Genomic DNA, 21,757 nt, shown 5'->3' with positions numbered 1-21,757 from the left:
GCCCTGCTGACGAACCTTCGGCTGCCCACGGGATCCACATGTCCACCGTGCACCGCTCGATCGCGCCGGTGACGTCGTGGTGACCGGGGACCATGCGCTCGAGCGCCTCGAGACCGCCGACGACCCGGTCGCCGAGGTGCTGGCGGCGCCGACGAGGGCCGGGATCTACCGGCGACTGCGCACCGACGGCGACGGCGTGTCGGCCAAGGACGTGGCGGAGATGTTCGGGCTGCATCCCAACGTCGCCCGGGGTCACCTCGACCAGCTCGCCGACGTCGGCCTGGTGGTGGTGGGCAGCCGTCGCAACCCCAAGGGTGGTCGTCCGGCGAAGGTCTACATCGCCCGGGAACAGGCGCGCTCGGGGGGTGGGGACGTGCGCGTCCCCCCGGGCAGCCAGCTGGGGGTCCACGTCGTCGTCCAGCTGATCGCCGGACTGGTCGAGCACACCGAGAAGCTCGAGCTGCTGGCCGAGGCGGAGGGTCGTCGCCTGGTCGACGCCAACGGTGGCCGCGCCGAGGCCCGGGACCTGGAGGCCGCCGCCGTCGTGGCGGTCGAGGGACTGCGCTCGGCCTTCCCCGAGGCACGGATGGTGTCCAGCGACGCCGACGGTGCGGTGGTGGAGGGCCTGGACGTCGGGCTGCGCCTGATCGGCGAGGTCGACGGCCAGGTCGGTGACGCACTGGCCCGGGGCTTCGTCCGAGGAGCGGTCGCGGCGGCCGGTGGCGCGTCGACGGTCACGTCCGACCGCGGGCGCATCACCGTCCGTGCGGACGCGTCGGGCAGCGCCAGGCCCTCGCCCGTGGCACGCCTGGATGCCCGGGGACGGACCTACCAGGCGGGCATCGCCCTGACCATGCAGTCGATGGGGGAGGTGCGCACGGGCGACCACGTGGAGGTCCTGACCGACCTGAAGGGCGCGCCGGCTGCGTTCGCCCGCTGGGCCGACCGGACCGGCCACGAGGTCGTCGACGTGACCCGCGTCCGCGACGTCAAGGGCCGGATCGCGATCCGCCTCCTGCTGCGCAAGTCCACCGGCCTCCTCGACCCCGACCGCCGCTGACGCCTGGCCTGCGGCCAGGTTGGAGTTCGCGAACCCCGCGAACTCCACCCACGCAGCGTGGACGTTGCGAGCGCAGCGAGCAACTCCAACGTGCCCGGACCACGTCGCATCCGTGGCAGCAAGACTCGACGGGCACGCGTTGACACGGTTTGCACGGTGGGAGGAGCATCGCGGTCCCCGGTGCCGTTGACTCGGTCGTCCCCCCCGGGACCGACCGCCACACGGCCACCACGGCCGACCTCGACCGACCGGGAACACCGTGCACGCATCGACCGTCCCCACCACCGCACCACCCGCCGAGCGCCCCGGCGAGGGCCGCCTCGACGTCCGTGGTCAGCGGTTCTCCGCGGCGGTGACCACCGTGGTGCTGGCCGTCGCCCTGGTCGTGCAGGGGCCGGTGGGGATCGTCCTGCTCGCCCTCCAGGTCGCGGTGTTCGCCCTGGCGGTGACACGAGGCGTGGCGCGATCACCGTGGGCGGTGCTGTTCCGCGTCGTGCGCGGCCGGTTCGCACTCGGTCCTCCCACGGCCACCGAGGACGCCCGGCCGGCCCGGTTCGCCCAGGCCTGCGGGCTGGTCGTCGCCGGCGCGGGGCTGGCTGCCGTGCTCGCCGGTGCCACCGGGGTCGGCTGGGGCCTGGCGACGGTCGTGCTGGCCCTGGCGGCCGTCCTGGCCGTCACCGGACTGTGCGTCGGCTGCGAGGTGTACGTGGCGGCCCTGCGACTGCGGGGCACACGATGATCGCCCGCGCCGTGATGGTGGGTTGGCTGGTCCTGCTCGTCGTCCTGGTGGCGCGGTGGTGGCAGTCGCGGGACGGCCGGGTCCGCGTCGACACCACCACGGCCGCACCACCCGTCGTGACCTCGGCGGTGCTGGTCTCGACGCCGACATGTCGGACCTGCCCGCAGGTCCGGATCCTGCTCGACGACCTGGCACGCCACGTCGACGGGTTCGGCTGGGAGGAGGTCGATGCCTCCAAGGACGTCGCGTTCGTGCGTCGCCACGGGGTGATGCGTGCACCGACCGTGCTGCTGCGTGCCCGCGACGGCTCGTTCGTGGGTCGCGCGGCGGGCACGATCGACCGCGAGTCCCTGGCCGCAGCCGTCGGCGCGACCGCGGTCCCGGTGGCCTGACCACGTACGCTGGGGGTGCCCCGGATCGGTGGTCGTGCCATCCCGCGCGCCCTGCCGCCGCCCGTCGTGACACGACGGGCACGAGACGGCCACGCGCCCCGGGGAACCCACCCCGGAACCTCCCACGAAAAGGTCCCCGACCATGCTCGAGGCCGCGCCGAGTGACCTGGTCGTCATCGACGTGACGGGTGCCGATCGGACCAGTCACCTCGATGCCGTCACCACCCAGCGCTTCACCGGCGTGGACCCCGGGACGGTGCTGGGTGCCCTGGTGCTGTCGGCCAAGGGGGCACCCCTGGTCGCGGCCTGGGCCCTGGTCGACGAGGACCGGGTGGTGCTGCTCGCGCCACCGGAGGCGGCCGACCACGTCACCGACGAACTCGCGCGTCGCACCTTCCTCGCCGACGTCACGTTCACGCGACGCGAGGACCTGCCCGTGACCGCGCTGGCGTCGTCGAGCGAGCCGGACCTGCTCGACCCGGTCGCGGGCCCGGCCGACACCTGGCACGCGGTCGAGAGCCCCGCGGGGGAGGTCCTGGTCGTCCACCACGCCTTCGGCGTCGAACTGGTGGGCACGGACGATCCCACCGTCGTCGCGGGCGACCGTCCGGTCCGGACCGTGGACCTCGACGAACTGCGCATCCGACGTGGCGAGCCACGCTGGGGACACGAGGTGGTGGCCGGACGCCTCCCCGAGGAGTACGGGCTCCTCCCGACCCACGTGCACCTGTCCAAGGGCTGCTATCCGGGCCAGGAGCCGATCGCCCACATGTGGATGCTGGGTCGTCCTCGTCGTCGCCTGGCGGTCGTCGCCGGCAGTGCGGCGGACGACGGGGGGGACGAGGTCACCGGTTCGGCCGGTGGGGTCGCACTGGCCTTCGTGAAGGCCGACACCCGCGTGGGCGACGTGCTGGCCGACGACCTGGCGGTCGCGTCGTTCGTGGGCCAGGACCGCGACCCCGTCGGTTGGACGCCGGCCCAGACACGGCGTCGCGATCGTGACGACGGCACGGACCGGCCGGGGCGGCGACCGTGACGGGACCGGCCGACGTGGTGCGTCCGACCCCGCTGGACGGGGCCGGCGCGGCCGACCTGGACGACCTCGCGGACCGATTGGTCGCGGTCGTGTGTCGGCCGTCCGACGTGGACCGGGTGCGGGCGGCGGTCGACGAGGCCCAGCCCGACGACCTCGCCGGGCTGGTCGCGGCCGTGGACCAGCACCAGCCCATGACGCTCGAGGTCGCCGTGGACGTCCTGGCCGAGCTGGGCGTGCCGCCGGAGGCCGTCGCGCCTGCGCTGGCCGTGGACGTCGAGGACGTCGTGGCGATGCTCGGGGGTCCGCTGGGTGACCCGCCGGCGCCCCGCGTGGCCGCGGACGCCCGCATCATCGAGGTCGTCCACCCCCGCGTGGACGAGGCCGCGGCGACCGCGGACGTCGACGGTGAGGCCGGCCCCCCGGTGGAGGACACGTCACCGGTCGGCCGTGCGGAGCCCGCGGACGACACGGTCGACGGTGGGACCGAACAGCCCGGTGACGCCCTGCCCGTCGCCGTGCGGGTCGACGAGGTCGCCGAGGACGAGGCAGTGGCACGGACCGTGGCGGACCTGGAGGACGCGTCGGACCAGCGCCGGTCCCGATGGTGGTGGGTGCTTGCCCTGGTCGTGGTGATCGCCGCCGCCGTGGTCGCCGCGCTGCTGGCCGGCTGGCCCTAGGCGACCCGGCCGCCGGCGAGCTCAGGGCAGGGCGGCGAGGGCCTTGAGGAGGGCGTCGGCGTGGGTCTTGGGGGTGGCGCGCTTCCAGACCTTGGCCACCACGCCGTCGGCGTCGACCAGCACGGTGGAGCGCTTCACGCCGATGGTCGTCTTGCCGTACAGCACCTTCTCGCCCCAGGCGCCCCAGTCCGTCATGACCTCCTTGTCGACGTCGGCCAGCAGCCGATGGGGCAGGTCGTACTTCTCCGCGAAGGCCCGGTGCGACGCGACGTCGTCCGGCGACACGCCCAGCACGACCGCGCCGGCCTCCTGCAGGTCGCCCCACGCGTCCCGGATGCCGCAGGCCTGGGTCGTGCAGCCGGGCGTGTCGTCCTTGGGATAGAAGTAGACGACGACCGGGCTGCCACGCAGTTCGGACAGGGTCACGTCGGTGCCGTCCTGGTCCGGCAGGGTGAAGTCGGGGGCGGTGTCGCCGGCGGTCAGGTTCATCGCGTTGCCTCGTTGGTCGGTGGGCCGACGCCTCGTCGGTCCCGTCGGTGTGGTTGGCTGTGGGTCCGGCATGGTGCCACGGACGGTGGGAAGGTGACGAGATGACGGAGGCGACCGAGGTCCTCATCGAGGTGCCGATGGGGTCTCGCAACAAGTACGAGCACGACAAGGAACGTGACGTGTTCGTGCTGGACCGCATGCTGTTCTCGGCGGTGCGCTACCCCGGCGACTACGGCTACCTGCCGGACACGCTCGCCCGGGACGGCGACCCGCTCGACGCGATGGTCATCCTGGGCGAGCCCACGTTCCCGGGGTGCATGATCAACGCCCGGGTGGTCGGGATGCTGGACATGACCGACGACCAGGGTCCGGACGAGAAGATCCTGGGCGTGCCGCACTCCGACCCGCGCTGGCGCCACGTGCGCGAGCTCGCCGACGTCCCGCACCACCTGCTGGCCGAGATCGCCCACTTCTTCTCGATCTACAAGAACCTCGAGGAGAAGGTGGTCGACGTGCACGGCTGGGAGCCACGCGAGGTCGCCTGGCGGACCATCGAGGACTCGCTGGCCCGCTACCGCGATCCCGACGCCGTGCCCGGCGACGCGTCGTGACCGACCCGACCGACCCGACCGACGACGCCCCCCCGGCCGACCCCGATCCCGAGTCCGATCCCGAGGACGGTCCCACGGTCGGTGCCGACGACCACCGGGTCGAGCAGCTCCTGCGCGAGGCCGGCACGGACCTGGGGTCGTTCATCCGCCACCAGCGCGAGGGCGCCCGCCTGTCGCTGCGCAAGCTGGCGAACATGGCCGGGGTGTCGAACCCGTACCTGTCACAGATCGAACGGGGCCTGCGCAACCCCTCGGCCGAGATCCTGCAGGCCATCGCCCGCGCGCTGGAGATCTCCTCCGAGACGCTCTACGTGCGGGCGGGACTGCTCGACGAGGCCGAGCCCGACGCGGGGGTGGAACAGGCGATCCTGCGTGCGCCCGAGCTGACGGATGCACACAAGCAGGCCCTGCTCGAGATGTACCGGTCGTTCCGACGCATCGCCGAGCTCGAGCAGGAATAGGCCACGTCGGGCGGGCGTTCCCACTCGCGGACCACCGACGATGCCCCTCGCCGGTCGTCGAGCCATCCCGTGTCCCCCGCTCCGAGGACCAGCCCCGTGCCCACCCTGTCGATCCATGCCGGTTTCGGCGACGACGCCCTGCGTGAGCAGTGGACCGCCCTGCTGGACGCCGACCCCGAGGCCTCGGTCTTCCAGGGCCCGCGGTTCCTGCGGACGTGGCACGACGTGCTCGGCAGCGACCACGACGTCACCACCGTTGCCCTGCACGACGGCGACGAGCTGGTCGGCATCGTCGTGGAGGCCCAGGTCGAGCGTGACGGGCGGCGCGTGCTGGAGTTCGCCGGCGGGACCGAGGTCACCGACTACCAGGGCCCGATCGCACGACCCGATGCCGCCAAGGACCTCGCCACCGCGTGGGCCGAGCGGCTCGCGACCCTCGACGTCGACGAGCTCGTCCTGTCGGGCCTGGCCGACGACACCGGCTGGCCCGACCTGCTGGCCACGGCGCTGCAGGCCCGTGGCCTCGAGGTCGACGATCCCACCCGCATCGACGTCGCCCCCGTGGTGGACGTGTCCGCCGGCCACGAGGCCTGGCTGGAGGCCCTCCCCGGCAAGGACCGCAAGGAACATCGCCGCAAGGCGCGCCGGCTCGCGCGTGACCTCGGGGACGTCGAGGTGGTGACGGCCGACGACGGCGACCTCGGTGACGCGATCGACCGGTTCTTCACCATGAACGACGACGCGGCCAGCCACAAGGCCTCGTTCTTCGACCGCGACGACATGCGGGCATTCTTCGACGCGCTGGCGACCGAGTTCGCCCACGACGACGTGTTCCGCCTCCACGAACTCACGGTCGCCGGTCGGCCCGTCGCCGCCAACGTGTCCCTGGTGTGGCGCGACCGCTGGGGCCTGTACAACTCGGCCTTCGACCCCCGGATGGCGTCGTTCTCGACCGGCAACGTGCTGGTCGCGGAGCTGGTCGCCCTGGCGGCGGACGAGGGCCTGGACACCTTCGACCTCCTGCGTGGCGACGAGTCCTACAAGTACCGCTTCGGCGCGGTCGACCGGGACGTCGTGGCGATCACCGCCCGGGCCAGCGGTCGATGACCCCGCCGATCCCCAACCGGCCCGCGGCCGGCCCGGACACCCGGCTGCGCATCGGAGTCCTGTCGGTCCACACCTCGCCGCTGGAGCAGCCGGGCACCGGCGACGGTGGTGGCCTCAACGTCTACGTCATGGAGGTCGCTCGTCGACTGGCCGAGCGTGGCCACCTCGTCGACGTGCTGACGCGGCGCACCGAGTCCGACACGCCCGACGTCGTCCAGCTCGACGAGGGGTTGCGGGTCGTGCACCTGCTGGCCGGACCCCCGCGCGCGGTCCCCAAGCAGGAGCTGCCCTCGTACCTGTGCGGATTCTCGATGCAGGCGCTGGGCCGGACCGGTGACTACGACCTGCTCCACAGCCACTACTGGCTGTCGGGCTGGGTCGCGCGTCGCCTGTCGCGACGCTGGCAGGTCCCCTACGCCCACACGTTCCACACCCTCGGGGTCATGAAGAACCGGGCACTGGCGCCGGGTGACCTCCCGGAGCCACCGTTGCGGCTGGTCGCCGAGCAGCGGCTGGCAGACGACGCCGACCGCGTGCTGGCGCTGACCTGCGGCGAGGGCCGGCTGCTGCACCACCGCCTCGGCATGTCGGGGCGTCGCATCACCGTCGTGCCACCGGGCGTCGACGTGGAACGCTTCGCGCCCCAGCCACCGGCCCGGCCGGCCGGACCCGCCCCGGAGGTCGCGGCACTGCTGGACGAGGTCGGCCAGGCGCCCCTGGTGCTGTTCGTCGGTCGTCTCCAGCCCCTCAAGGGCCCCGACGTCGCCGTGCGCACGCTCGCGGAGCTGCGCCGCAGGGTCCCGGACGCCCGGCTGGCGATCGTCGGTGGTGCCTCGGGAGACCACGGCGGCACCGAGCCGGCCGACCTGCGGGCACTGGCCGTCCACCTCGGGGTCGACGACGCCGTCCACCTGGTGTCGGCCCGCCCCCAGGAGGAGCTGGCCGCCCTGTACCGACGGGCGGACGTCGTGCACGTGCCGTCCCGGACCGAGACGTTCGGGCTGGTCGCCCTGGAGGCACAGGCCAGCGGGACCCCGGTCGTGGCCAGTGCGGTGGACGGGCTGCACAGTGTCGTCGGCGCCGGTGGCACCCTGGTCGAGGGCCACGAGCCGGCCGACCACGCCACCGCGATCGCCGGCTTCCTCACCGACCCGAACCGTGCCCGGCGGGCGGGCGAGGCCGGACGCCAGCACGCGCTGGCCAGCTCCTGGTCGTCCACCGTCGACCGGTTGGAGTCGGTGTACGGTGCGATGGTCCGTCCCGATGTCGCCGCGGTGGTCCGGGCCAGCTGACCCTCCCTCGCCACGCCGACGTGCCCACGTCCCCGACGAGGTCCTTCGCATGTCCGACGACCAGCCGACCACGACCACTGCGACCTCACCGGAGCAGGTGGCGGGGCAGCTGGAGGACACGCTGGCCGAGCTCGGCCTGGACGTCGACCGGGTCGGCGAGCAGCGCTGGATGACGATGCTGGCGGGCGAGTGGAAGCGCACGATCCCGGTCCTGTTGGTCCTGGGCGAGCGCTCGTTGCGGATCACCTCGCTGCTGGCCGGCCGTCCGGACGACAACCACGGGGCCGTCCACGAGCTGCTGCTGCACCGCAACGAGCGTGCGCGGTGGGTGCACTTCGCGCTCGACGACGAGGGCGACATCGTCCTGACCGGCCGCGTGCCGATCGCGGCGGTCGACGCGGCCGCGATCGACGAACTCCTCGGCGAGGTCCTGGCGGTGTCCGACGAGACCTTCAACACCGTCCTGCGGACCGGCTTCGCGGACTACATCGCCGCCGAGCAGGCATGGCGGGCCGCCAACGACATGCCCCCCAACCCCGTGTCCACCCAGGGCTGAGCGGCCACGACTCCGCGCAGGCCTCATCGACGTCCACGTCCAGTCCACACCTCCGAGGAGCCGCCATGTCGACCGGTCCGACCCCACCTCCCACGACCCCGGGCGAGGCCCCGGCCGTCCGTCGCGTCACGGTCGTCGGGGTCGGTCGCATGGGTTCCGCGATCGCCTCGGCGGTGTCCCGGGCGACCGACCTGGCGGTTGGCGAGGTGGTCGGCTGCGAGCCCGACGCCGACGTCGCCACGCGGGTCGCCGACGAGCTCGGGATCCGGGTCGAGACCGACCCCTCGGCAGCCGTCGCCGGTGCCGAGGTCGTGGTCGTCGCGGTCAAGCCGCACCTGGTGTCCGACGTGCTCACCGCGATCGCCGACCACCTCGACGACGACGCGGTGGTGGTCTCGGTGGCCGCCGGCGTGACCACGACCGCCATGGAGGCCGCGCTGGCCCCCGGCACGCGCGCCGTCCGGGTGATGCCCAACACGCCGATGCTGGTCGGGCAGGCCATGTCGGTGCTGACCGGCGGGACGCACGCCGAGGCGCACGACGTCGACCGGGTGGCCGCCCTGCTGGCCGAGGCCGGCGACGTCCGGATCCTCCCGGAGGAGCAGTTCGACGCCGTCACCGGGGTCTCCGGCTCCGGACCGGCCTACGTGTTCGCACTCGCCGAGGCGATGGTCGCCGGCGCCGAGGCGGTCGGCCTCGCCCACGACGACGCCGTCGTGCTGGTCGAGCAGACGATCGCCGGCGCCGGCGCGCTGTTGGCGGCGAGCCCCCAGTCGGCCGCCGAGCTGCGCGAGATGGTGTCCTCGCCCGGCGGGACGACGCTGGCCGGGCTGGCGCGCCTGGACGACCACGGCCTGCAGGCCGCCGTCGTCGACGCCATCGAGGCCGCCACCGCCCGCAGCCGCGAGCTCGGCAAGGACTGACCCTGGTTTCGCCGGAGCGCGTCGCCGCAGGCGACGCGGCGAAGGGTGGTGCTGGACGTTGCGAGGCCGTGGCCGAGCAACTCCAACGTCGCCGCAGGCGACGCGGCGACGCGTAGGCTCGGGACCGTGTCGACGTCGGGAGGCGACGTGTCCGAACGGGTGGCCCTGGTGTGGGACGACGCGCTCGCGGCCTACGAGTTCTCGGCCGACCATCCGCTCAAGCCGGTCCGGGTCGAGCTGACCGTCGACCTGGTCCGCGAGGTCGGCCTGCTCGCACCGGACCACGTCGTCACGGTGGCGCCCGGCGAGCCGGACCTCGACGAGGTCCTGCACCGGCACCGGGCCGACTACGTCGCCGCGGTCCGCCACGCCTCGGACCACCCCGCCGATCCGCCGGCCTGGGCCCACGGGCTGGGATCGGCGGACAACCCGGTCTTCGCCGGCATGCACGAGGCCTCGCTGCTGGTGTGCGCGGCCAGCCGTGAGGCGGCCCGGATGGTGCTGGCCGGCGAGGTCGACCACGCCTTCAACCCGGCCGGCGGACTGCATCACGCCATGCCCGACCGCGCCGCCGGGTTCTGCATCTACAACGACCCGGCCATCGCGATCGACCACCTGCTGGCCGGCGGGATGGAGCGGGTCTGCTACGTCGACGTGGACGTCCACCACGGCGACGGCGTCGAGGCGATGTTCGCGGACGACCCCCGGGTCCTGACCATCTCGCTGCACGAGTCCGGACGGCACCTGTTCCCCGGCACGGGCGCCGCCAGCGACGTCGGGGGACCCGGGGCGCTCGGGTCGGTGGCGAACCTGCCGTTCATGCCCGGCACCACCGGGGACGTCTGGCTGGAGACCTTCGACCGGGTGGTCGAGCCACTCGTGCGGGCGTTCAACCCCGACGCCCTGGTCACCCAGCTGGGATGCGACACCCACGTCACCGACCCGCTGGCCCACCTGTCGCTGACCACCGACGACTTCGGGGCGATCGTGGCCCGCCTGCACACGCTGGCCCACGAGGCGGCTGGCGGCCGCTGGGTGGCGACCGGCGGCGGGGGCTACCAGTGGGTGCACGTCGTGCCGCGGGTGTGGACGATGGCCTTCGCGGAGATGACCGGCGCGACGCTGCCGGTCGACATCCCGATGACCTGGCGCGAGACCGCCCGTCGTCGGACCGGGCAGAAGCCGCCGGAGTCGTTCTGGGAAGCCCCCGTGGCGGTCAACGACCACCTGCGCCGACGTGCCCGTGACGAGGCCGAGCAGTCGGCGCGGGCCGTCGAGGAACTGGTCCTTCCCCACCACGGGCTGTGAGCGCGCCCCGCGGGGCGGTCGGATGCAGCAGGAGGGATCGACGCGTCACCGGGGACCCCGGCGCGGGGTTGCAGTGGCGGGTGACGAGCCGAGATCGCCGCCGTCGCGTCACGCGTCCAACACCGGGTCCGACCACGCCGGTGTCGGGGATGTTTCGTGTTCGGGCCGAGACTTCGCTAGCGTTGGGGCTCAACTGTCCTCTCCCCGCGTAGGCAACCCTGACGATGAATGCACAACTCCTGACTGCCGGTGAAGTCGCGGACCTGCTCCGCGTGTCCACGATGACCGTCTACCGGTTGATCCGCGGAGGGGAGCTGCCCGCCGTGCGGGTGGGACGTTCCTATCGTGTCCGCAGTCAGGACCTCGACTCCTATCTCGAGGCACAGCTCGTCGACCCCTCCAGTGTCGACCTGGCCGACGTCGACGAGGCCTGAGGACGTGCGTGATCGGTGACCACGCGGACCCGGCACTGACGATCCCCACGACCGTGCCCACCTGGTCGCGGTGCCGCGTGCGACCGGACGGTCCCACCCCATGAGTTCTCGTCGCGTGCTGCTGACGGGCGTCGGACGTCCGATCATGGCTCGGATGGCCCGGCGCCTGGCGGCCCACCCCGACGTCGACCTGGTCGTGGGGGTCGACACCCACGAGCCCCGCCGGCTCGGCCCCGTCCGGTTCGTGCGTGCCGAGCTGTCCAACCCCATCGTCGGGGCCACCCTCCGCGACGAGGGGATCGACACCCTGGTCCACGCGGGGATGCACACCGCACCACGTGCGGCCGGCGGCCGACGACGCATGAAGGAACGCAACGTCATCGGCTCGATGCAGTTGCTCGCGGCGGCCCAGCACGCCGAGGACCTGCGCCACGTCGTCCTCAAGTCGTTCACCGTCCTGTACGGCTCCGACGCGGCCGATCCCGGCGTGTTCAGCGAGGACACCCCGGTCGACCGCACGGCCAGTGGATTCACCCGCGACGTCATCGACGTGGAGGGCTACGCGACCGGGCTCGCCCGCCGTCGCCCCGACCTCGACCTCACCACCCTGCGCTTCGCCAACTTCGTCGGTGGCGTCGAGGACTCGGCGCTGTCGGGCTTCTTCTCCCTCCCGGTCGTCCCGTCCGTGCTCGGCTTCGACCCCCGACTGCAGTTCTGCCACGCCGAGGACGCCGTCGAGGTGGTGGTCCGGGCCGTCACGGATCCCCGGCCCGGCCTGTACAACGTCGCTGGCCCGGGGGCGCTGTACCTGAGCCAGGCGATCCGGCAGGCCGGCCGGATGCGCCTGCCCGTGCCGGGGGCGTTCGTCACCGGCATGGCCGACCTCGCCAATCGCAGTGGCCGGGTGGACGTCCCGACCGACCAGCTGTCCTTCCTCCTGTTCGGCCGGGTCGTCGACGTCACCCGCCTCGTCACGGAGTTCGGCTACACCCCCACCCACACCACGCCCGAGGCCTTCGCCGCCTTCCTGGAGCGGCGGCGACAGCGCGGCGTGACCCGGCGTGACCTGCTCGCACTGCAGCAGGCGGTCGCGGCGCGACTGCGCCAACCGGCGGGTGACGCGTGAGCACCGCCGAGCCCCGTCCCCGGTGTGGCCAGCCCACGGCCGCTGGCCACCCGTGCCGCAACTACGCGGTCGTCAGTCCGCCGGCCGGGGTCGGCCGGGCCCGACGTGGACCGACGGGGCCCGGGCCGCGACGACGGTGCTCGACGCCCTGGCCGAGGTGCTCGGGGATGGCCTGCCGGACCACCTCGACCGGGTCGCCGAGTTCCTCCGGCGTCGCTTCACCGGCGACTACGAGATCGACGACTACGGGCTCGACCCGCACCTGACCGAGCACGTGCTGATCCCGCTGGTCCAGCCGTTGTACCGACACTGGTTCCGGGTGGCCTCGCACGGACGGGACACCATCCCGCCGGGCGGTGCGCTGGTCGTCGCCAACCACGCCGGCACCCTGCCCGTCGACGGGCTGATGCTGCACGTGGACCTGTGGGAGGCCAGTGGCCGTCACCCACGCGAGCTCGGTGCCGACCTGGTGTTCGAGACCCCGGTCATCGGCCATTTCGCCCGCAAGTCCGGGGTCACCCGGGCGAACAACCGTGACGCCGACGACCTGCTGGCGCGCGGCGAACTGGTCGTGGTGTTCCCCGAGGGGTTCAAGGGCCTGGGCAAGCCGTTCGCGAGCCGCTACCAACTGGAGCGCTTCGGCCGTGGCGGCTTCGTCGCCACCGCCCTGCGTGCCGGGGTCCCGATCGTCCCCACGGCGATCGTCGGGTCCGAGGAGATCTACCCGCTCCTGTGGGACGCCCGCCAGATCGCCCGTGCCCTGGGGCTGCCGTACTTCCCGTTCGTCGCCCAGATGCTGGCCCTGCCGTTCCTCGGCCCCGTCGGGCTGCTCCCACTGCCCTCGAAGTGGTCGATCACCTACGGCGAGCCGATCGACACGAGTGACCTCGGCCCGGACGCAGCCGACGACCCCATGGTCGTGTTCGAACTGGCCGACCGGGTCCGCTCCACCATCCAGGACATGCTGACCACGATCCTCATGGGCCGCCAGTCCGTGTTCTTCTAGCAGCTGCAGGGCGGGTCAGGACACCTGCAGCAGCTGGACGATCGCCGCGACGACGATCACCAGGAACAGGACGACGAGCGCGATGGCGGTGCCGCGTCGCATGGTCCCTCCGTGGTCGACGGACCGCCGGGGGAGGCCCGGCAGGTCGGTGCGAGGATCGTAACGCCGCTCGACGCGGGGGCTCAGAGCCCAACGGTGGGCTGGTCGGCGTCGTCCTCGGCCGCTCCGGGGGCCACGCTGACCACGTCGGGGCGCCCGAGGACGTCCTCGACGTCGCCGCCGTCCAGGAGCTCCCGGCACTTCAGCCGCTCCTGGGTCAGGTACCCGACCAGCGCCGACCGGTCGTCGAGGAACCGGCGGCAGTCCAGTTCCAGGGTGATGGACGGGGCGTCCTCGCGGGCGCCGACGTCGTGGAGGAACCGTCCCAGTGGCAACAGTCCGTGTCCCAGCGGTGCATGGCTGTCGCGACCCTGGCCGCGGTAGTCCGACACGTGCAGGTGGACGGTCGCATCCTCCAGCGCGTGCCACGCATCGACGATGTCGACCCCGGCGACCCCGAAGTGGGACGTGTCGAGGACGACGTGGTGGAACGGGTCGAGGTGGTCGGGCTCGGTGTAGCGGTGGAACCGCACGGGTCGTCCGGCGACCTTCACCGGGTAGAGGTTCTCGACGCCGATCTGCGTGTCGTGGTCGGCCGCCTCGTCGTCGCCCTCGTCGAGCAGCCACTCGTGGAAGGCGCGCTGCCACCGGAACGGCGGGTGGACGATCATCAGCTCGGCCCCGACCTCGCCGGCCAGCGCCAGCGATCGGCGCGCCTTGGCGACCAGGTCCGTGCCGTAGACCCGCCGGGTCAACAGCAGGAACGGGCCGTGGACCACGGGCACGAGCACGCCCTCCCGCTCGGCCGCCGCGGCGACCTGGGCGGCGTCCTGGGTGGCGGGATCCTGCGTGACCATCAGTTCGACGCCGTCGTAGCCGGCCTCGGCGATCACGCCCATCGCCCAGTCGACCGGACGCGCGAACAGCGGTCCGGTGGAGGCCAGGATGCTCGGGGTGTCCACGGCGGGAGCGTAACCCTCGTGGCCGCCGACCCCGTGGTCGGGCGGGTCGATCGGCCCGGATCCGGTCCACTGCACGACCGGCTGCCCCCGGCCTCGATCCCCGGCGGGCGACGACCCCCGGCGCTGTAGGCTGCGCCGGGGAGCAGGCCGGCCGGTGAACGCGCCACGTCCCGGTGCGAAGACCCGTGACACCGGCCGCCAGGTGGACGGGGCCGTGGAGGTCGACGTGGAAGAGTCGCTGGAGCGCTCGCTGATCGACATCGAGGGCCGCCTGGGCGAGACTGCCGTGCGCCACCCCGATCGACCCGCGATCGTGTGGCAGGGACGCACGGTCACCTATCGCGAGCTCGACGCCCGGGTGGACGCGGCCGCGGCCGACCTCCAGTCCGGTGGGATCGGCGTGGGGGACCGGGTCGCGATCCAGGTCGGCAACGTCCCCGCGTTCGTCGAGGCCTACTACGCGACCCTGCGGATCGGGGCCGTCGCCGTGCCGCTGTCCACGGCCCTGGCACCCGACGAGGTCGCCCACTCGCTGGCCGACTCGGGAGCGTCGTTGTTCGTCGTCGCCGGGTCCGTCGCGGCCGGGATGGTCGACGTCGCCCTCGAGCTGGACGTGCCGGTCGTGGTGGCGGGCGACGAGGCACCCCAGGGCGTGCGGCGGTGGAGCGAGGTCGTGGCGGGGGATGCCGTGCCGGACCCGGTCGAGGTCGGCGACGACGACCTCGCCGCGCTGGTCTACACCTCCGGCACGACCGGGCGGCCACGTGGGGCGATGCTGACCCGTGGCAACCTCCGTGCGAACCAGGACCAGTCCCTGGCCGGTCGCTTCCAGATCACCGGCGAGGACGTCGCCCTGATCGTGCTCCCGCTGTCGCACATCTACGCCCTCAACGTCGGCATGGGGGCGTGCGTGCGGGTCGGGGCGACGGTGGTGCTCCAGGAGCGCTTCGACCCGCTGGGATCCCTCGACGCGATGACGCGCAACCACGTCACGATCCTGCTGGGCGCTCCGCCGATGTACGTGGCCTGGACCACCCTTCCGGACCTGCCCACGACCGCCTTCGCCGACCTCCGCCTGGCCGTGTCGGGCGCCGCACCGCTGCCCGAGCACGTCCTGACGGCGTTCCTGGACCGCACCGGGATCATGGTCGAGGAGGGCTACGGGCTGACCGAGGCGTCACCGTCGGTCACCGCGAACTCCATGGCACCCGAGCCCCGGCCCGGCACGGTCGGCCACCCGCTGCCCGGCATCGAGCTGCGCCTGGTGGAGCTCAGCGGGGGCGACAACCCCGAGGACGTCGCCACCGGCGATCCGGGCGAGGTCTGGGTCCGCGGGCCCAACGTCTTCGCCGGCTACCACGGCGACCCCGAGGCCACGGCCGCGACCCTCACCGACGACGGCTGGCTGCGCACCGGAGACGTGGGCGTGCTCGACCGGGACGGCTACCTGCGGTTGGTGGACCGCAACTCCGACCTGGTGATCGTGAGCGGGTTCAACGTCTACCCCCAGGAGGTCGAGCGGGTGCTCGAGGCCCACGACGCCGTGGCCGCCTGTGCCGTCGTCGGGATCCCGCACCCCTACACGGGCGAGGCGGTCAAGGCGTTCGTGGTCACCGACGGCGAGGTCACCGAGGACGACCTGGTGGGCTTCTGCGCCACCAGGCTGGCCCGCTACAAGTGCCCCCAGACGATCGAGTTCGTGTCCGCCCTGCCACACACGGCATCCGGGAAGCTTCGACGTGTCGCGTTGCGCGAGTCGTGACCGACCCCGGCGACGCGCCCGGCGCCGCCCCGCCACCATCTGATGGCGCCGCCCCGCCACCATCTGATGGCGCCGCCCCGCCACCATCTGGTGGCGCCGCCAGGCCACCACCCGATGGCGCCGGGGGCCGCCTCGACTGGCTGACCCCGTCACTGGTGTCTGCGGCGGTCGTGTCGGCCGCGAGCGGGATGGGCCAGTTCGCCATCACCGCCGTCATCGGCGACGTCGCGCGAGCCTTCGGGACGGTGGACGCCGGCACCGACCTGACGTCCCAGATCGGCCTGCAGGCCACCACGCTCGGGATCGCCCTGGCGGTGATCAGGCTCGCCTCGTTGGCGTCGCTGCCCGGGTCGGCGATCGCCGACCACCTCGGTCGCCGCCGGGTCCTGCTGCTGGCCCTGGTGGTCGGGCTCGCGCTGACCGGCAGCTCGGCCTTCGCACCGACCTTCTGGACCTGGGTGGCCCTCGTGGCGCTCGCACGGCCCTGGCTGTCCACGGTCAACGCCGTGTCCGGGGTGGTGGCGGCGGAGGAGACCAGCGCCCGGTACCGCTCGTGGGCGATCGGGCTGATCGCGGCGACCTACGGCATCGGCAGCGGGGTCATCTCGATCGGCCGGTCGCTGCTTCCCGAGGGCTTCCGCCCGGTCATGCTGGCGGTCTTCCTGCCGCTGCTGGCCCTGCCGTGGCTGGCCCGCACGCTGGTCGAGCCACCGGTCGCCGCACGCGCCCACCTGGCCGAGACCGCCCCGGCGCTGCCCGGCGCCGTGCCCCGTCCGCATCGTCGCGACCTCGCGCGGCTGGTCGCGGTGGCCGCCGGCATCGCCGTCGCGACCGGTCCCGGGTTCACCTACGTGTTCGTGTACGGCGAGTCGATCCTGGGCCTGGCCCGTTCGACGATGGCGCTGGTGGTCCTGGCGGCCGGGCCGGTCGGACTGGTCGGGTTGCTGGCGGGGCGATGGCTGTCGGACCACGTGGGCCGCCGGCCCTGCGTCGCGGTCGGGCTGGTGGGAACCGGGCTGGGGTTCGCCGGCACCTATTCGGGCGCGGTGCCCCTGATGTTCGTCGGCTACCTCGTGGGGATCCTCGCCGGTGGCGCCATCGGGCCCGGCCTGGGTGCCGCCGCGGCCGAGGTGTTCCCGACCGAGGTGCGGGCGACGGTCGCGGGGTGGCTGGCGGCCGCTGGTGTGCTCGGCGCCGTCGTCGGACTCGCCGGGTTCGGGATCCTCGCCGATGCCACGGGCGGGTTCGGTGGGGCCGCACGGATCCTGGCCCTGGTCCCCGTCGTGGTCACCCTGGCACTGCGCCGCCTGCCGGAGACGCGTGGCTGGGAGCTGGACGGGCGACCCCCACCGAGCCCCGGGGCGGTCGCATGAGCCGCTCCCGTCCCGTGGTGACCGTCTACACGCGCCGGGGCTGTGGCCTGTGCGCCCGGGCGGAGGAGCTGGCGCGCAGGGAGGCGCGCCGGGCACGCCTGGAACTGGTCGACGTCGACGCCGACGACGACCTCCAGCGTCGCTACAACGTGCGTGTCCCGGTGGTGGCCGTGGACGGGGTCGAGGTGGCCGAACTGGTGGTGGAGCCCGGCACGATCCGCGCCGCCGTGCGGGCGGCACGGCGGGCACGCCGGAGTCCCTGACACGACGTGCGGGGCGGCGCCCCGTGGGTCCGACCGTGGATCGAGTGGTCGACGCCGGGCACTAGACTGGGGGAACGTCGGTCCCTCTCCCGACACGTCGATGTCGGGCTCGTCCGGAGCCCCGACGAGGTCCACGAACCGGTCCCGCGAAGCCGGTCCCGTCCACACCAGGGGAGCCCATGTCCCGCTCCATCCCCGAGGCCACGGTGGCACGCCTGCCGCTGTACCTGCAGTCCCTCGTGGAATCGTCCGAGAATGCCGTGGAGACCATCTCGTCGACCGCGCTCGCCGACGCCTCCGGGGTGAATGCGGCGATCGTGCGCAAGGACCTGTCGCAGCTCGGCGCCTTCGGCACCCGGGGCGTGGGCTACCGGGTGGGCGAGCTGATCGACGAGATCTCGGAGGTGCTGGGCCTCAACCGGGACCGCGCGGTCGTGATCGTCGGCATCGGCAACCTCGGTCGTGCGCTCGCCGCCTACGACGGGTTCAGCCGGCGGGGCTTCAACGTCGTCGGCCTGTTCGACGAGTCGGTCGACCTGGTCGGCTCCGAGGTCGGCAACGGTGTCGTGGAGCCGGTCGCCGACCTCGACCGTGCCGTGCTGGAGCGCGGCGCCACCATCGCGGTCATCGCGACCCCGGCCGAGCACGCCCAGTCGATCGTGGACCGCCTCGTCGCGGCGGGCGTCACCGCCATCCTCAACTTCGCCCCGACCCACGTCGACACGCCCGAGCACGTCGCGGTGCGCAAGGTCGACGTCTCCACCGAACTGCAGATCCTCAGCTTCTACGAACAGCTCTACGCCACGCCCGGCCCGGAGCGACAGGTCGCCACGGGCACCTGACACCCACCGGTGCACGCTGGCCCGCTGCGACTGGCAGGCCCCTGGACCGACCGGGGCGGGGGACCTCGAGGCGATAGACTCGGCCGGGCGTTGCACGAGCCACGGCCGCAACTCGTGCGTCCTTCCCCGGCCCCACGGGACCGGTTCGTCGGACCCCGGGGCGGCCCGCCGGTTCATCCTCGCAGCCACCGCATCACCCGTCCACGTGCGAAGAAGTCCGCATGCCCCTCCTCGTCGTCGGTGCCAGCCACCGCACCAGTGACCTCGAGTTGCTGGAGCGGCTGGCCGTGCCCTCCGACGAGCGACGCAAGGTGCTGCGTGACCTCGTGGCCCTCGAGCACGTCCTCGAGGCCGTGCTGCTGTCGACGTGCAACCGGGTCGAGGTGTACGTCCACCTGTCGAAGTTCCACCCGGGTCTCGACGAGGTGACAGACTTCCTCGCCGACCGCGCCGGCGATCGCGCCGAGGACTTCCTGGACAGCCACGAGGTCCACTACGACCACGAGGTGGCCGACCACCTGTTCCGGGTCTCCGGCGGGGTCGAGTCCATGGTGGTCGGCGAGCGCCAGATCAACCTGCAGGTGCGCGACGCCATGGAGCTCGCCCGCCACGAGGGCACGGCCCGGCGCATGCTGCTGCGACTGTTCCGCCAGGGTGTCCGGGTGGGCCGGCGCCTGCGCAACGAGACCGCGATCGGTGCGGGCGGCTCCTCGATGGTCGACATCGCCCTCGCCTCGCTCACCGCCGACGGGTCACTGGCCCCGAACGCCTCGAGCCTCGTCGTCGGCGCCGGCAAGGTCGGCGCGCTGGCCGCCGCCCGGCTGACCGGACACGGGGGACTCGCGGTCTGGAACCGCTCGGCGGACAAGGCCGACCGGCTCGCGCGACGCCACGACGCGGTCGTCGCCGACGACCTCGCGACCGGGGTCGCCGCCGCCGATCTGGTGGTGTGCACCACCGGGGCATCCGCCCCGCTGCTCACCCCCGAGCTGGTGGGGGACCGCTCGGCCCGGCCCCTGGTGCTGCTCGACCTCGCGATGCCCCACAACGTCGCCGCCGCCTGCGCCGACCTTCCGGGCGTGACGGTGGTCGGGCTGGCCGACGTCCGCCGCGCCGCCGATGCCACCTTGCAGGACGAGGTCCTGCGCGACGCCCTCGAGCTGGTCGACGACGAGGTCGAGGCGTTCTCGGCCTGGATGTCGGCGATCGAGGTGGAGCCGACGATCCGTGCACTGCGTCGTCGCGCCGAGCAGGTCCGTCGGGCCGAGCTGCAACGACTGGACAACCGCCTGCGGAGCCTGGACGACAGCCAGCGCCAGGCGGTCGACGCCCTCACCGAGGGGATCGTCAACACCTTCCTCCACCAGCCGACCATCCGGCTCAAGGATCGCGCCGACGACGGCACGGCCCAGGTCGTCGTGGACGCGCTGCGGGACCTGTTCGACCTCGACGATGGCCCGAAGTGACCTGGCGCATCGCCACCCGACGCTCCACGCTCGCCCGGATCCAGGCCCGACAGGTCGGCGAGGCGCTGTCGTCGGTGTCCGGACGCGACCACGAGATCGTTGCGCTGTCGAGCACGGGCGACGACCACAAGGACCGGGCGGTCGAGGCGTTCGACGCCAAGGGGATCTTCGTCGACCGCATCCGCGAGGCCGTGCTGGCCGGGGACTGCCACCTCGCCGTGCACTCCCACAAGGACCTGCCGACCCAGCCGGCGGAGGGACTGGTGGTGCCGGTCGTGCCCCGGCGGGTCGACCCGCGTGACGCACTGGTGACCAGGGCGGGGTGGCGGCTGGTCGACCTGCCGCGCGACCGCACCGTCACCATCGGGACCTCGTCGGCCCGCCGCCGTGCCCAGGTCGCCCGCGCCCGCCGGGACGTCCTGGTCCAGCCGTTGCGGGGCAACGTCGAGACCCGGCTCGGCAAGGTCCGCGACGGCGTGCTCGACGGCGTCGTGGTCGCGACCGCCGGGCTGCTCCGGCTGGGTGACCGGCTCGGGGACCTGCTCGACGAGGTCGTGGCCGTCCCACTCGAGCACGGCGAGATGCTGCACGCCCCGGCCCAGGGCGCGTTGGCGCTGGAGTGCCGCAGCGACGACCTCGACACCCAGACGGCCCTGCGCCTGCTGGACCATCGCGAGACCCGGCTGACGGTCCGGGCCGAGCGCCAGCTCCTGGCCGACCTCGAGGGGGGCTGCACCGCCCCCATCGGCGCCCACGCCCACATGGTCGAGGGCCGCTCGACGCCACAGGTGGAGCTGCTCGGGCTGCTGTCGGACGCCTCGGGGACCAACCTCGCCCGGGCCAGCCAGCGCGGGGCCGTGACCGAGATCCCCGAGCTTGCCGCGGCCGTCGCGTCCAGCCTGCGTGCCGCGACCGGACTGGGACCCGACACCTCGACCGAGGACGGCCGGTCGTGACCGACGCCGCGACCACCGGTGACCACGGGCCGCTGGTCGGTCGCCGGGTCCTGGTGGCTCGCGCGGCCCACCAGCAGGGGGCACTGTCGCGCCGCCTGCGCGCCCTCGGCGCCGACCCGGTCGAGGTCCCGCTGCTGGCGATCGAGCCCCCGCAGGACGGGGGCGCCGACCTGCGTCGCGCGGCGCAGGACCTGGTCGCCGGTCGCTACACCGCCGTCGGGATCACCTCGGCCAACGGCGCGGCCGCCCTGGCCGACGCACTCGATGGCCTGTCGCCGGACACGGACGGCACGGCCGCGCTGACCGACGTGCTGGTGGCCTGCGTCGGGCCGGGGACGGCGCGACGGACCCGGTCGGCCCTGGGTCGCGACCCCGACCTGGTTGCACCCGTGCACACCACCACCGGGCTGGGCCGCGCGTTCCCGGCGGGTCCGGGACGCGTGCTGCTGCCCCGGGCGGACATCGCCTCGCCCGAGCTGCCCGCGGCCCTGGCCGACAAGGGCTGGCAGGTCGACGACGTCCACGCCTACCGGACCCGGCTGGTGACGAGGCTGCCGGGACCGGTCCTGGACGACCTGCTGGACGGTGGCATCGACGCCGTGGCGGCCGGCTCACCCTCGACGATCGACGCCCTGGTGGCGGCCCTGGACGGGCGAACGCCGGGGGCGGCGCTGGTGTCGATCGGCCCGGTCACCTCCGCGCGGGCACGCCACCACGGGCTGGACGTCGCGGCCGAGGCCGACCCGCACGACCTGCCCGGCCTGGTCGCGGCGTGCGTGGCGGCCCTGGCCATCGGCTGACGCTGGCCGGGCGGACG

General features: G+C 73.5%; 24 protein-coding genes. 22 read left to right on the top strand and 2 right to left on the bottom strand.

The genetic code is table 11. The features are described from left to right. Window positions 1–76 precede the first annotated feature (76 nt). The 5 genes from KR546_RS01265 to KR546_RS01245 all read left to right on the top strand — a co-directional run bounded on the left by KR546_RS01265 (window position 77) and on the right by KR546_RS01245 (window position 3,904). Window positions 77–1,060, top strand: coding sequence for a helix-turn-helix domain-containing protein (locus KR546_RS01265; protein ID WP_238442877.1), 984 nt, complete (start codon window positions 77–79; stop codon window positions 1,058–1,060). A gap of 259 nt (window positions 1,061–1,319) precedes the next feature. Continuing rightward, entirely contained in the window at window positions 1,320–1,799 is a 480-nt protein-coding gene (locus KR546_RS01260; RefSeq protein ID WP_238442876.1) for a DUF4395 family protein, read from the top strand. After that, a complete protein-coding gene (locus KR546_RS01255) occupies window positions 1,796–2,191 on the top strand; it encodes a thioredoxin family protein (protein WP_238442875.1) in 396 nt (131 codons plus the stop codon). The genes KR546_RS01260 and KR546_RS01255 overlap by 4 nt, the downstream gene beginning before the upstream one ends. A gap of 142 nt (window positions 2,192–2,333) precedes the next feature. Beyond that, window positions 2,334–3,227, top strand: a complete 894-nt coding sequence (ygfZ, locus tag KR546_RS01250; protein ID WP_238442874.1) for a CAF17-like 4Fe-4S cluster assembly/insertion protein YgfZ — start codon at window positions 2,334–2,336, stop codon at window positions 3,225–3,227. A gap of 14 nt (window positions 3,228–3,241) precedes the next feature. Beyond that, complete coding sequence (locus tag KR546_RS01245) at window positions 3,242–3,904, top strand: hypothetical protein (RefSeq protein WP_238442873.1); 663 nt, start codon at window positions 3,242–3,244, stop codon at window positions 3,902–3,904. A gap of 21 nt (window positions 3,905–3,925) precedes the next feature. Here KR546_RS01245 and bcp read toward each other — a convergent pair whose 3' ends face one another. Continuing rightward, window positions 3,926–4,393 carry a thioredoxin-dependent thiol peroxidase gene (gene bcp, locus KR546_RS01240; protein ID WP_238442872.1) on the bottom strand — a complete coding sequence of 156 codons (468 nt, stop codon included), beginning with the start codon at window positions 4,391–4,393 and terminating at the stop codon, window positions 3,926–3,928. A 101-nt stretch (window positions 4,394–4,494) separates the two neighbouring features. Here bcp and KR546_RS01235 point away from each other — a divergent pair, with 101 nt between their 5' ends. The 10 genes from KR546_RS01235 to KR546_RS01190 all read left to right on the top strand — a co-directional run bounded on the left by KR546_RS01235 (window position 4,495) and on the right by KR546_RS01190 (window position 13,217). After that, entirely contained in the window at window positions 4,495–5,004 is a 510-nt protein-coding gene (locus tag KR546_RS01235) for an inorganic diphosphatase (RefSeq protein ID WP_238442871.1), read from the top strand. Continuing rightward, window positions 5,001–5,465: a helix-turn-helix domain-containing protein gene (locus KR546_RS01230; RefSeq protein ID WP_338019061.1), complete on the top strand. Its 465-nt coding sequence runs from the start codon at window positions 5,001–5,003 to the stop codon at window positions 5,463–5,465. Before KR546_RS01235 ends, KR546_RS01230 begins: the two co-directional genes overlap by 4 nt. Before the next feature lie 96 nt (window positions 5,466–5,561). Continuing rightward, window positions 5,562–6,572, top strand: a complete 1,011-nt coding sequence (locus KR546_RS01225) for a GNAT family N-acetyltransferase (RefSeq protein ID WP_238442870.1) — start codon at window positions 5,562–5,564, stop codon at window positions 6,570–6,572. Further along, window positions 6,569–7,864 carry a glycosyltransferase gene (locus KR546_RS01220; RefSeq protein WP_274387396.1) on the top strand — a complete coding sequence of 432 codons (1,296 nt, stop codon included), beginning with the start codon at window positions 6,569–6,571 and terminating at the stop codon, window positions 7,862–7,864. Before KR546_RS01225 ends, KR546_RS01220 begins: the two co-directional genes overlap by 4 nt. Before the next feature lie 49 nt (window positions 7,865–7,913). Beyond that, window positions 7,914–8,420: a type III secretion system chaperone family protein gene (locus tag KR546_RS01215; RefSeq protein WP_238442869.1), complete on the top strand. Its 507-nt coding sequence runs from the start codon at window positions 7,914–7,916 to the stop codon at window positions 8,418–8,420. Between the two features lie 65 nt (window positions 8,421–8,485). Next, on the top strand, window positions 8,486–9,343 hold the full coding sequence (gene proC, locus KR546_RS01210; protein WP_238442868.1) for a pyrroline-5-carboxylate reductase: 858 nt from the start codon (window positions 8,486–8,488) through the stop codon (window positions 9,341–9,343). Window positions 9,344–9,490: 147 nt separating this feature from the next. After that, the gene (locus tag KR546_RS01205) at window positions 9,491–10,651 is read left to right on the top strand and encodes an acetoin utilization protein AcuC (RefSeq protein WP_238442867.1); all 1,161 of its coding nucleotides are present in this window, start codon (window positions 9,491–9,493) and stop codon (window positions 10,649–10,651) included. 224 nt (window positions 10,652–10,875) lie between these two features. After that, window positions 10,876–11,085: a helix-turn-helix domain-containing protein gene (locus KR546_RS01200; protein ID WP_238442866.1), complete on the top strand. Its 210-nt coding sequence runs from the start codon at window positions 10,876–10,878 to the stop codon at window positions 11,083–11,085. Window positions 11,086–11,185: 100 nt separating this feature from the next. Next, window positions 11,186–12,211 (top strand): NAD-dependent epimerase/dehydratase family protein, encoded by a 1,026-nt coding sequence (locus tag KR546_RS01195; protein ID WP_238442865.1) that lies wholly within the window; start codon window positions 11,186–11,188, stop codon window positions 12,209–12,211. Window positions 12,212–12,347: 136 nt separating this feature from the next. Further along, complete coding sequence (locus KR546_RS01190; RefSeq protein WP_238442864.1) at window positions 12,348–13,217, top strand: lysophospholipid acyltransferase family protein; 870 nt, start codon at window positions 12,348–12,350, stop codon at window positions 13,215–13,217. A gap of 182 nt (window positions 13,218–13,399) precedes the next feature. Here the strand turns inward: KR546_RS01190 and KR546_RS01185 are convergent, their stop codons facing one another. Further along, entirely contained in the window at window positions 13,400–14,278 is an 879-nt protein-coding gene (locus KR546_RS01185) for a sugar phosphate isomerase/epimerase family protein (protein WP_238442863.1), read from the bottom strand. A 154-nt stretch (window positions 14,279–14,432) separates the two neighbouring features. Here KR546_RS01185 and KR546_RS01180 point away from each other — a divergent pair, with 154 nt between their 5' ends. The 7 genes from KR546_RS01180 (at window position 14,433) to KR546_RS01150 (ending at window position 21,740) form a co-directional block, all read left to right on the top strand. Further along, entirely contained in the window at window positions 14,433–16,040 is a 1,608-nt protein-coding gene (locus KR546_RS01180) for an AMP-binding protein (RefSeq protein ID WP_238442862.1), read from the top strand. Further along, complete coding sequence (locus KR546_RS01175) at window positions 16,037–17,413, top strand: MFS transporter (RefSeq protein ID WP_238442861.1); 1,377 nt, start codon at window positions 16,037–16,039, stop codon at window positions 17,411–17,413. The genes KR546_RS01180 and KR546_RS01175 overlap by 4 nt, the downstream gene beginning before the upstream one ends. Next, the gene (locus tag KR546_RS01170) at window positions 17,410–17,676 is read left to right on the top strand and encodes a glutaredoxin family protein (protein ID WP_238442860.1); all 267 of its coding nucleotides are present in this window, start codon (window positions 17,410–17,412) and stop codon (window positions 17,674–17,676) included. The genes KR546_RS01175 and KR546_RS01170 overlap by 4 nt, the downstream gene beginning before the upstream one ends. Window positions 17,677–17,855: 179 nt before the next feature. Further along, window positions 17,856–18,518: a redox-sensing transcriptional repressor Rex gene (locus KR546_RS01165; protein WP_238442859.1), complete on the top strand. Its 663-nt coding sequence runs from the start codon at window positions 17,856–17,858 to the stop codon at window positions 18,516–18,518. Between the two features lie 221 nt (window positions 18,519–18,739). Next, window positions 18,740–19,984 (top strand): glutamyl-tRNA reductase, encoded by a 1,245-nt coding sequence (hemA, locus tag KR546_RS01160; protein WP_238442858.1) that lies wholly within the window; start codon window positions 18,740–18,742, stop codon window positions 19,982–19,984. Continuing rightward, window positions 19,981–20,940 (top strand): hydroxymethylbilane synthase, encoded by a 960-nt coding sequence (gene hemC / locus KR546_RS01155; protein ID WP_238442857.1) that lies wholly within the window; start codon window positions 19,981–19,983, stop codon window positions 20,938–20,940. Before hemA ends, hemC begins: the two co-directional genes overlap by 4 nt. Next, window positions 20,937–21,740, top strand: coding sequence for a uroporphyrinogen-III synthase (locus tag KR546_RS01150; protein ID WP_238442856.1), 804 nt, complete (start codon window positions 20,937–20,939; stop codon window positions 21,738–21,740). Before hemC ends, KR546_RS01150 begins: the two co-directional genes overlap by 4 nt. Window positions 21,741–21,757 lie beyond the last annotated feature (17 nt).

Origin of the sequence: Salsipaludibacter albus, assembly GCF_019798055.1 — a bacterium.
Taxonomy (GTDB): Bacteria; Actinomycetota; Nitriliruptoria; order Nitriliruptorales; family Nitriliruptoraceae; genus Salsipaludibacter; species Salsipaludibacter albus.
This window is presented reverse-complemented; position numbering and strand designations above follow the sequence as displayed.

Excerpts from the sequence above, each read along its gene's own strand:
- KR546_RS01255 (WP_238442875.1), top strand. The coding sequence starts at position 1,796 with ATGATCGCCCGCGCCGTGATGGTGGGTTGGCTGGTCCTGCTCGTCGTC.
- ygfZ (WP_238442874.1), top strand. The coding sequence starts at position 2,334 with ATGCTCGAGGCCGCGCCGAGTGACCTGGTCGTCATCGACGTGACGGGT.
- bcp (WP_238442872.1), bottom strand. The coding sequence starts at position 4,393 with ATGAACCTGACCGCCGGCGACACCGCCCCCGACTTCACCCTGCCGGAC.
- KR546_RS01235 (WP_238442871.1), top strand. The coding sequence starts at position 4,495 with ATGACGGAGGCGACCGAGGTCCTCATCGAGGTGCCGATGGGGTCTCGC.
- KR546_RS01220 (WP_274387396.1), top strand. The coding sequence starts at position 6,569 with ATGACCCCGCCGATCCCCAACCGGCCCGCGGCCGGCCCGGACACCCGG.
- KR546_RS01215 (WP_238442869.1), top strand. The coding sequence starts at position 7,914 with ATGTCCGACGACCAGCCGACCACGACCACTGCGACCTCACCGGAGCAG.
- proC (WP_238442868.1), top strand. The coding sequence starts at position 8,486 with ATGTCGACCGGTCCGACCCCACCTCCCACGACCCCGGGCGAGGCCCCG.
- KR546_RS01200 (WP_238442866.1), top strand. The coding sequence starts at position 10,876 with ATGAATGCACAACTCCTGACTGCCGGTGAAGTCGCGGACCTGCTCCGC.
- KR546_RS01195 (WP_238442865.1), top strand. The coding sequence starts at position 11,186 with ATGAGTTCTCGTCGCGTGCTGCTGACGGGCGTCGGACGTCCGATCATG.
- KR546_RS01170 (WP_238442860.1), top strand. The coding sequence starts at position 17,410 with ATGAGCCGCTCCCGTCCCGTGGTGACCGTCTACACGCGCCGGGGCTGT.
- KR546_RS01165 (WP_238442859.1), top strand. The coding sequence starts at position 17,856 with ATGTCCCGCTCCATCCCCGAGGCCACGGTGGCACGCCTGCCGCTGTAC.
- hemA (WP_238442858.1), top strand. The coding sequence starts at position 18,740 with ATGCCCCTCCTCGTCGTCGGTGCCAGCCACCGCACCAGTGACCTCGAG.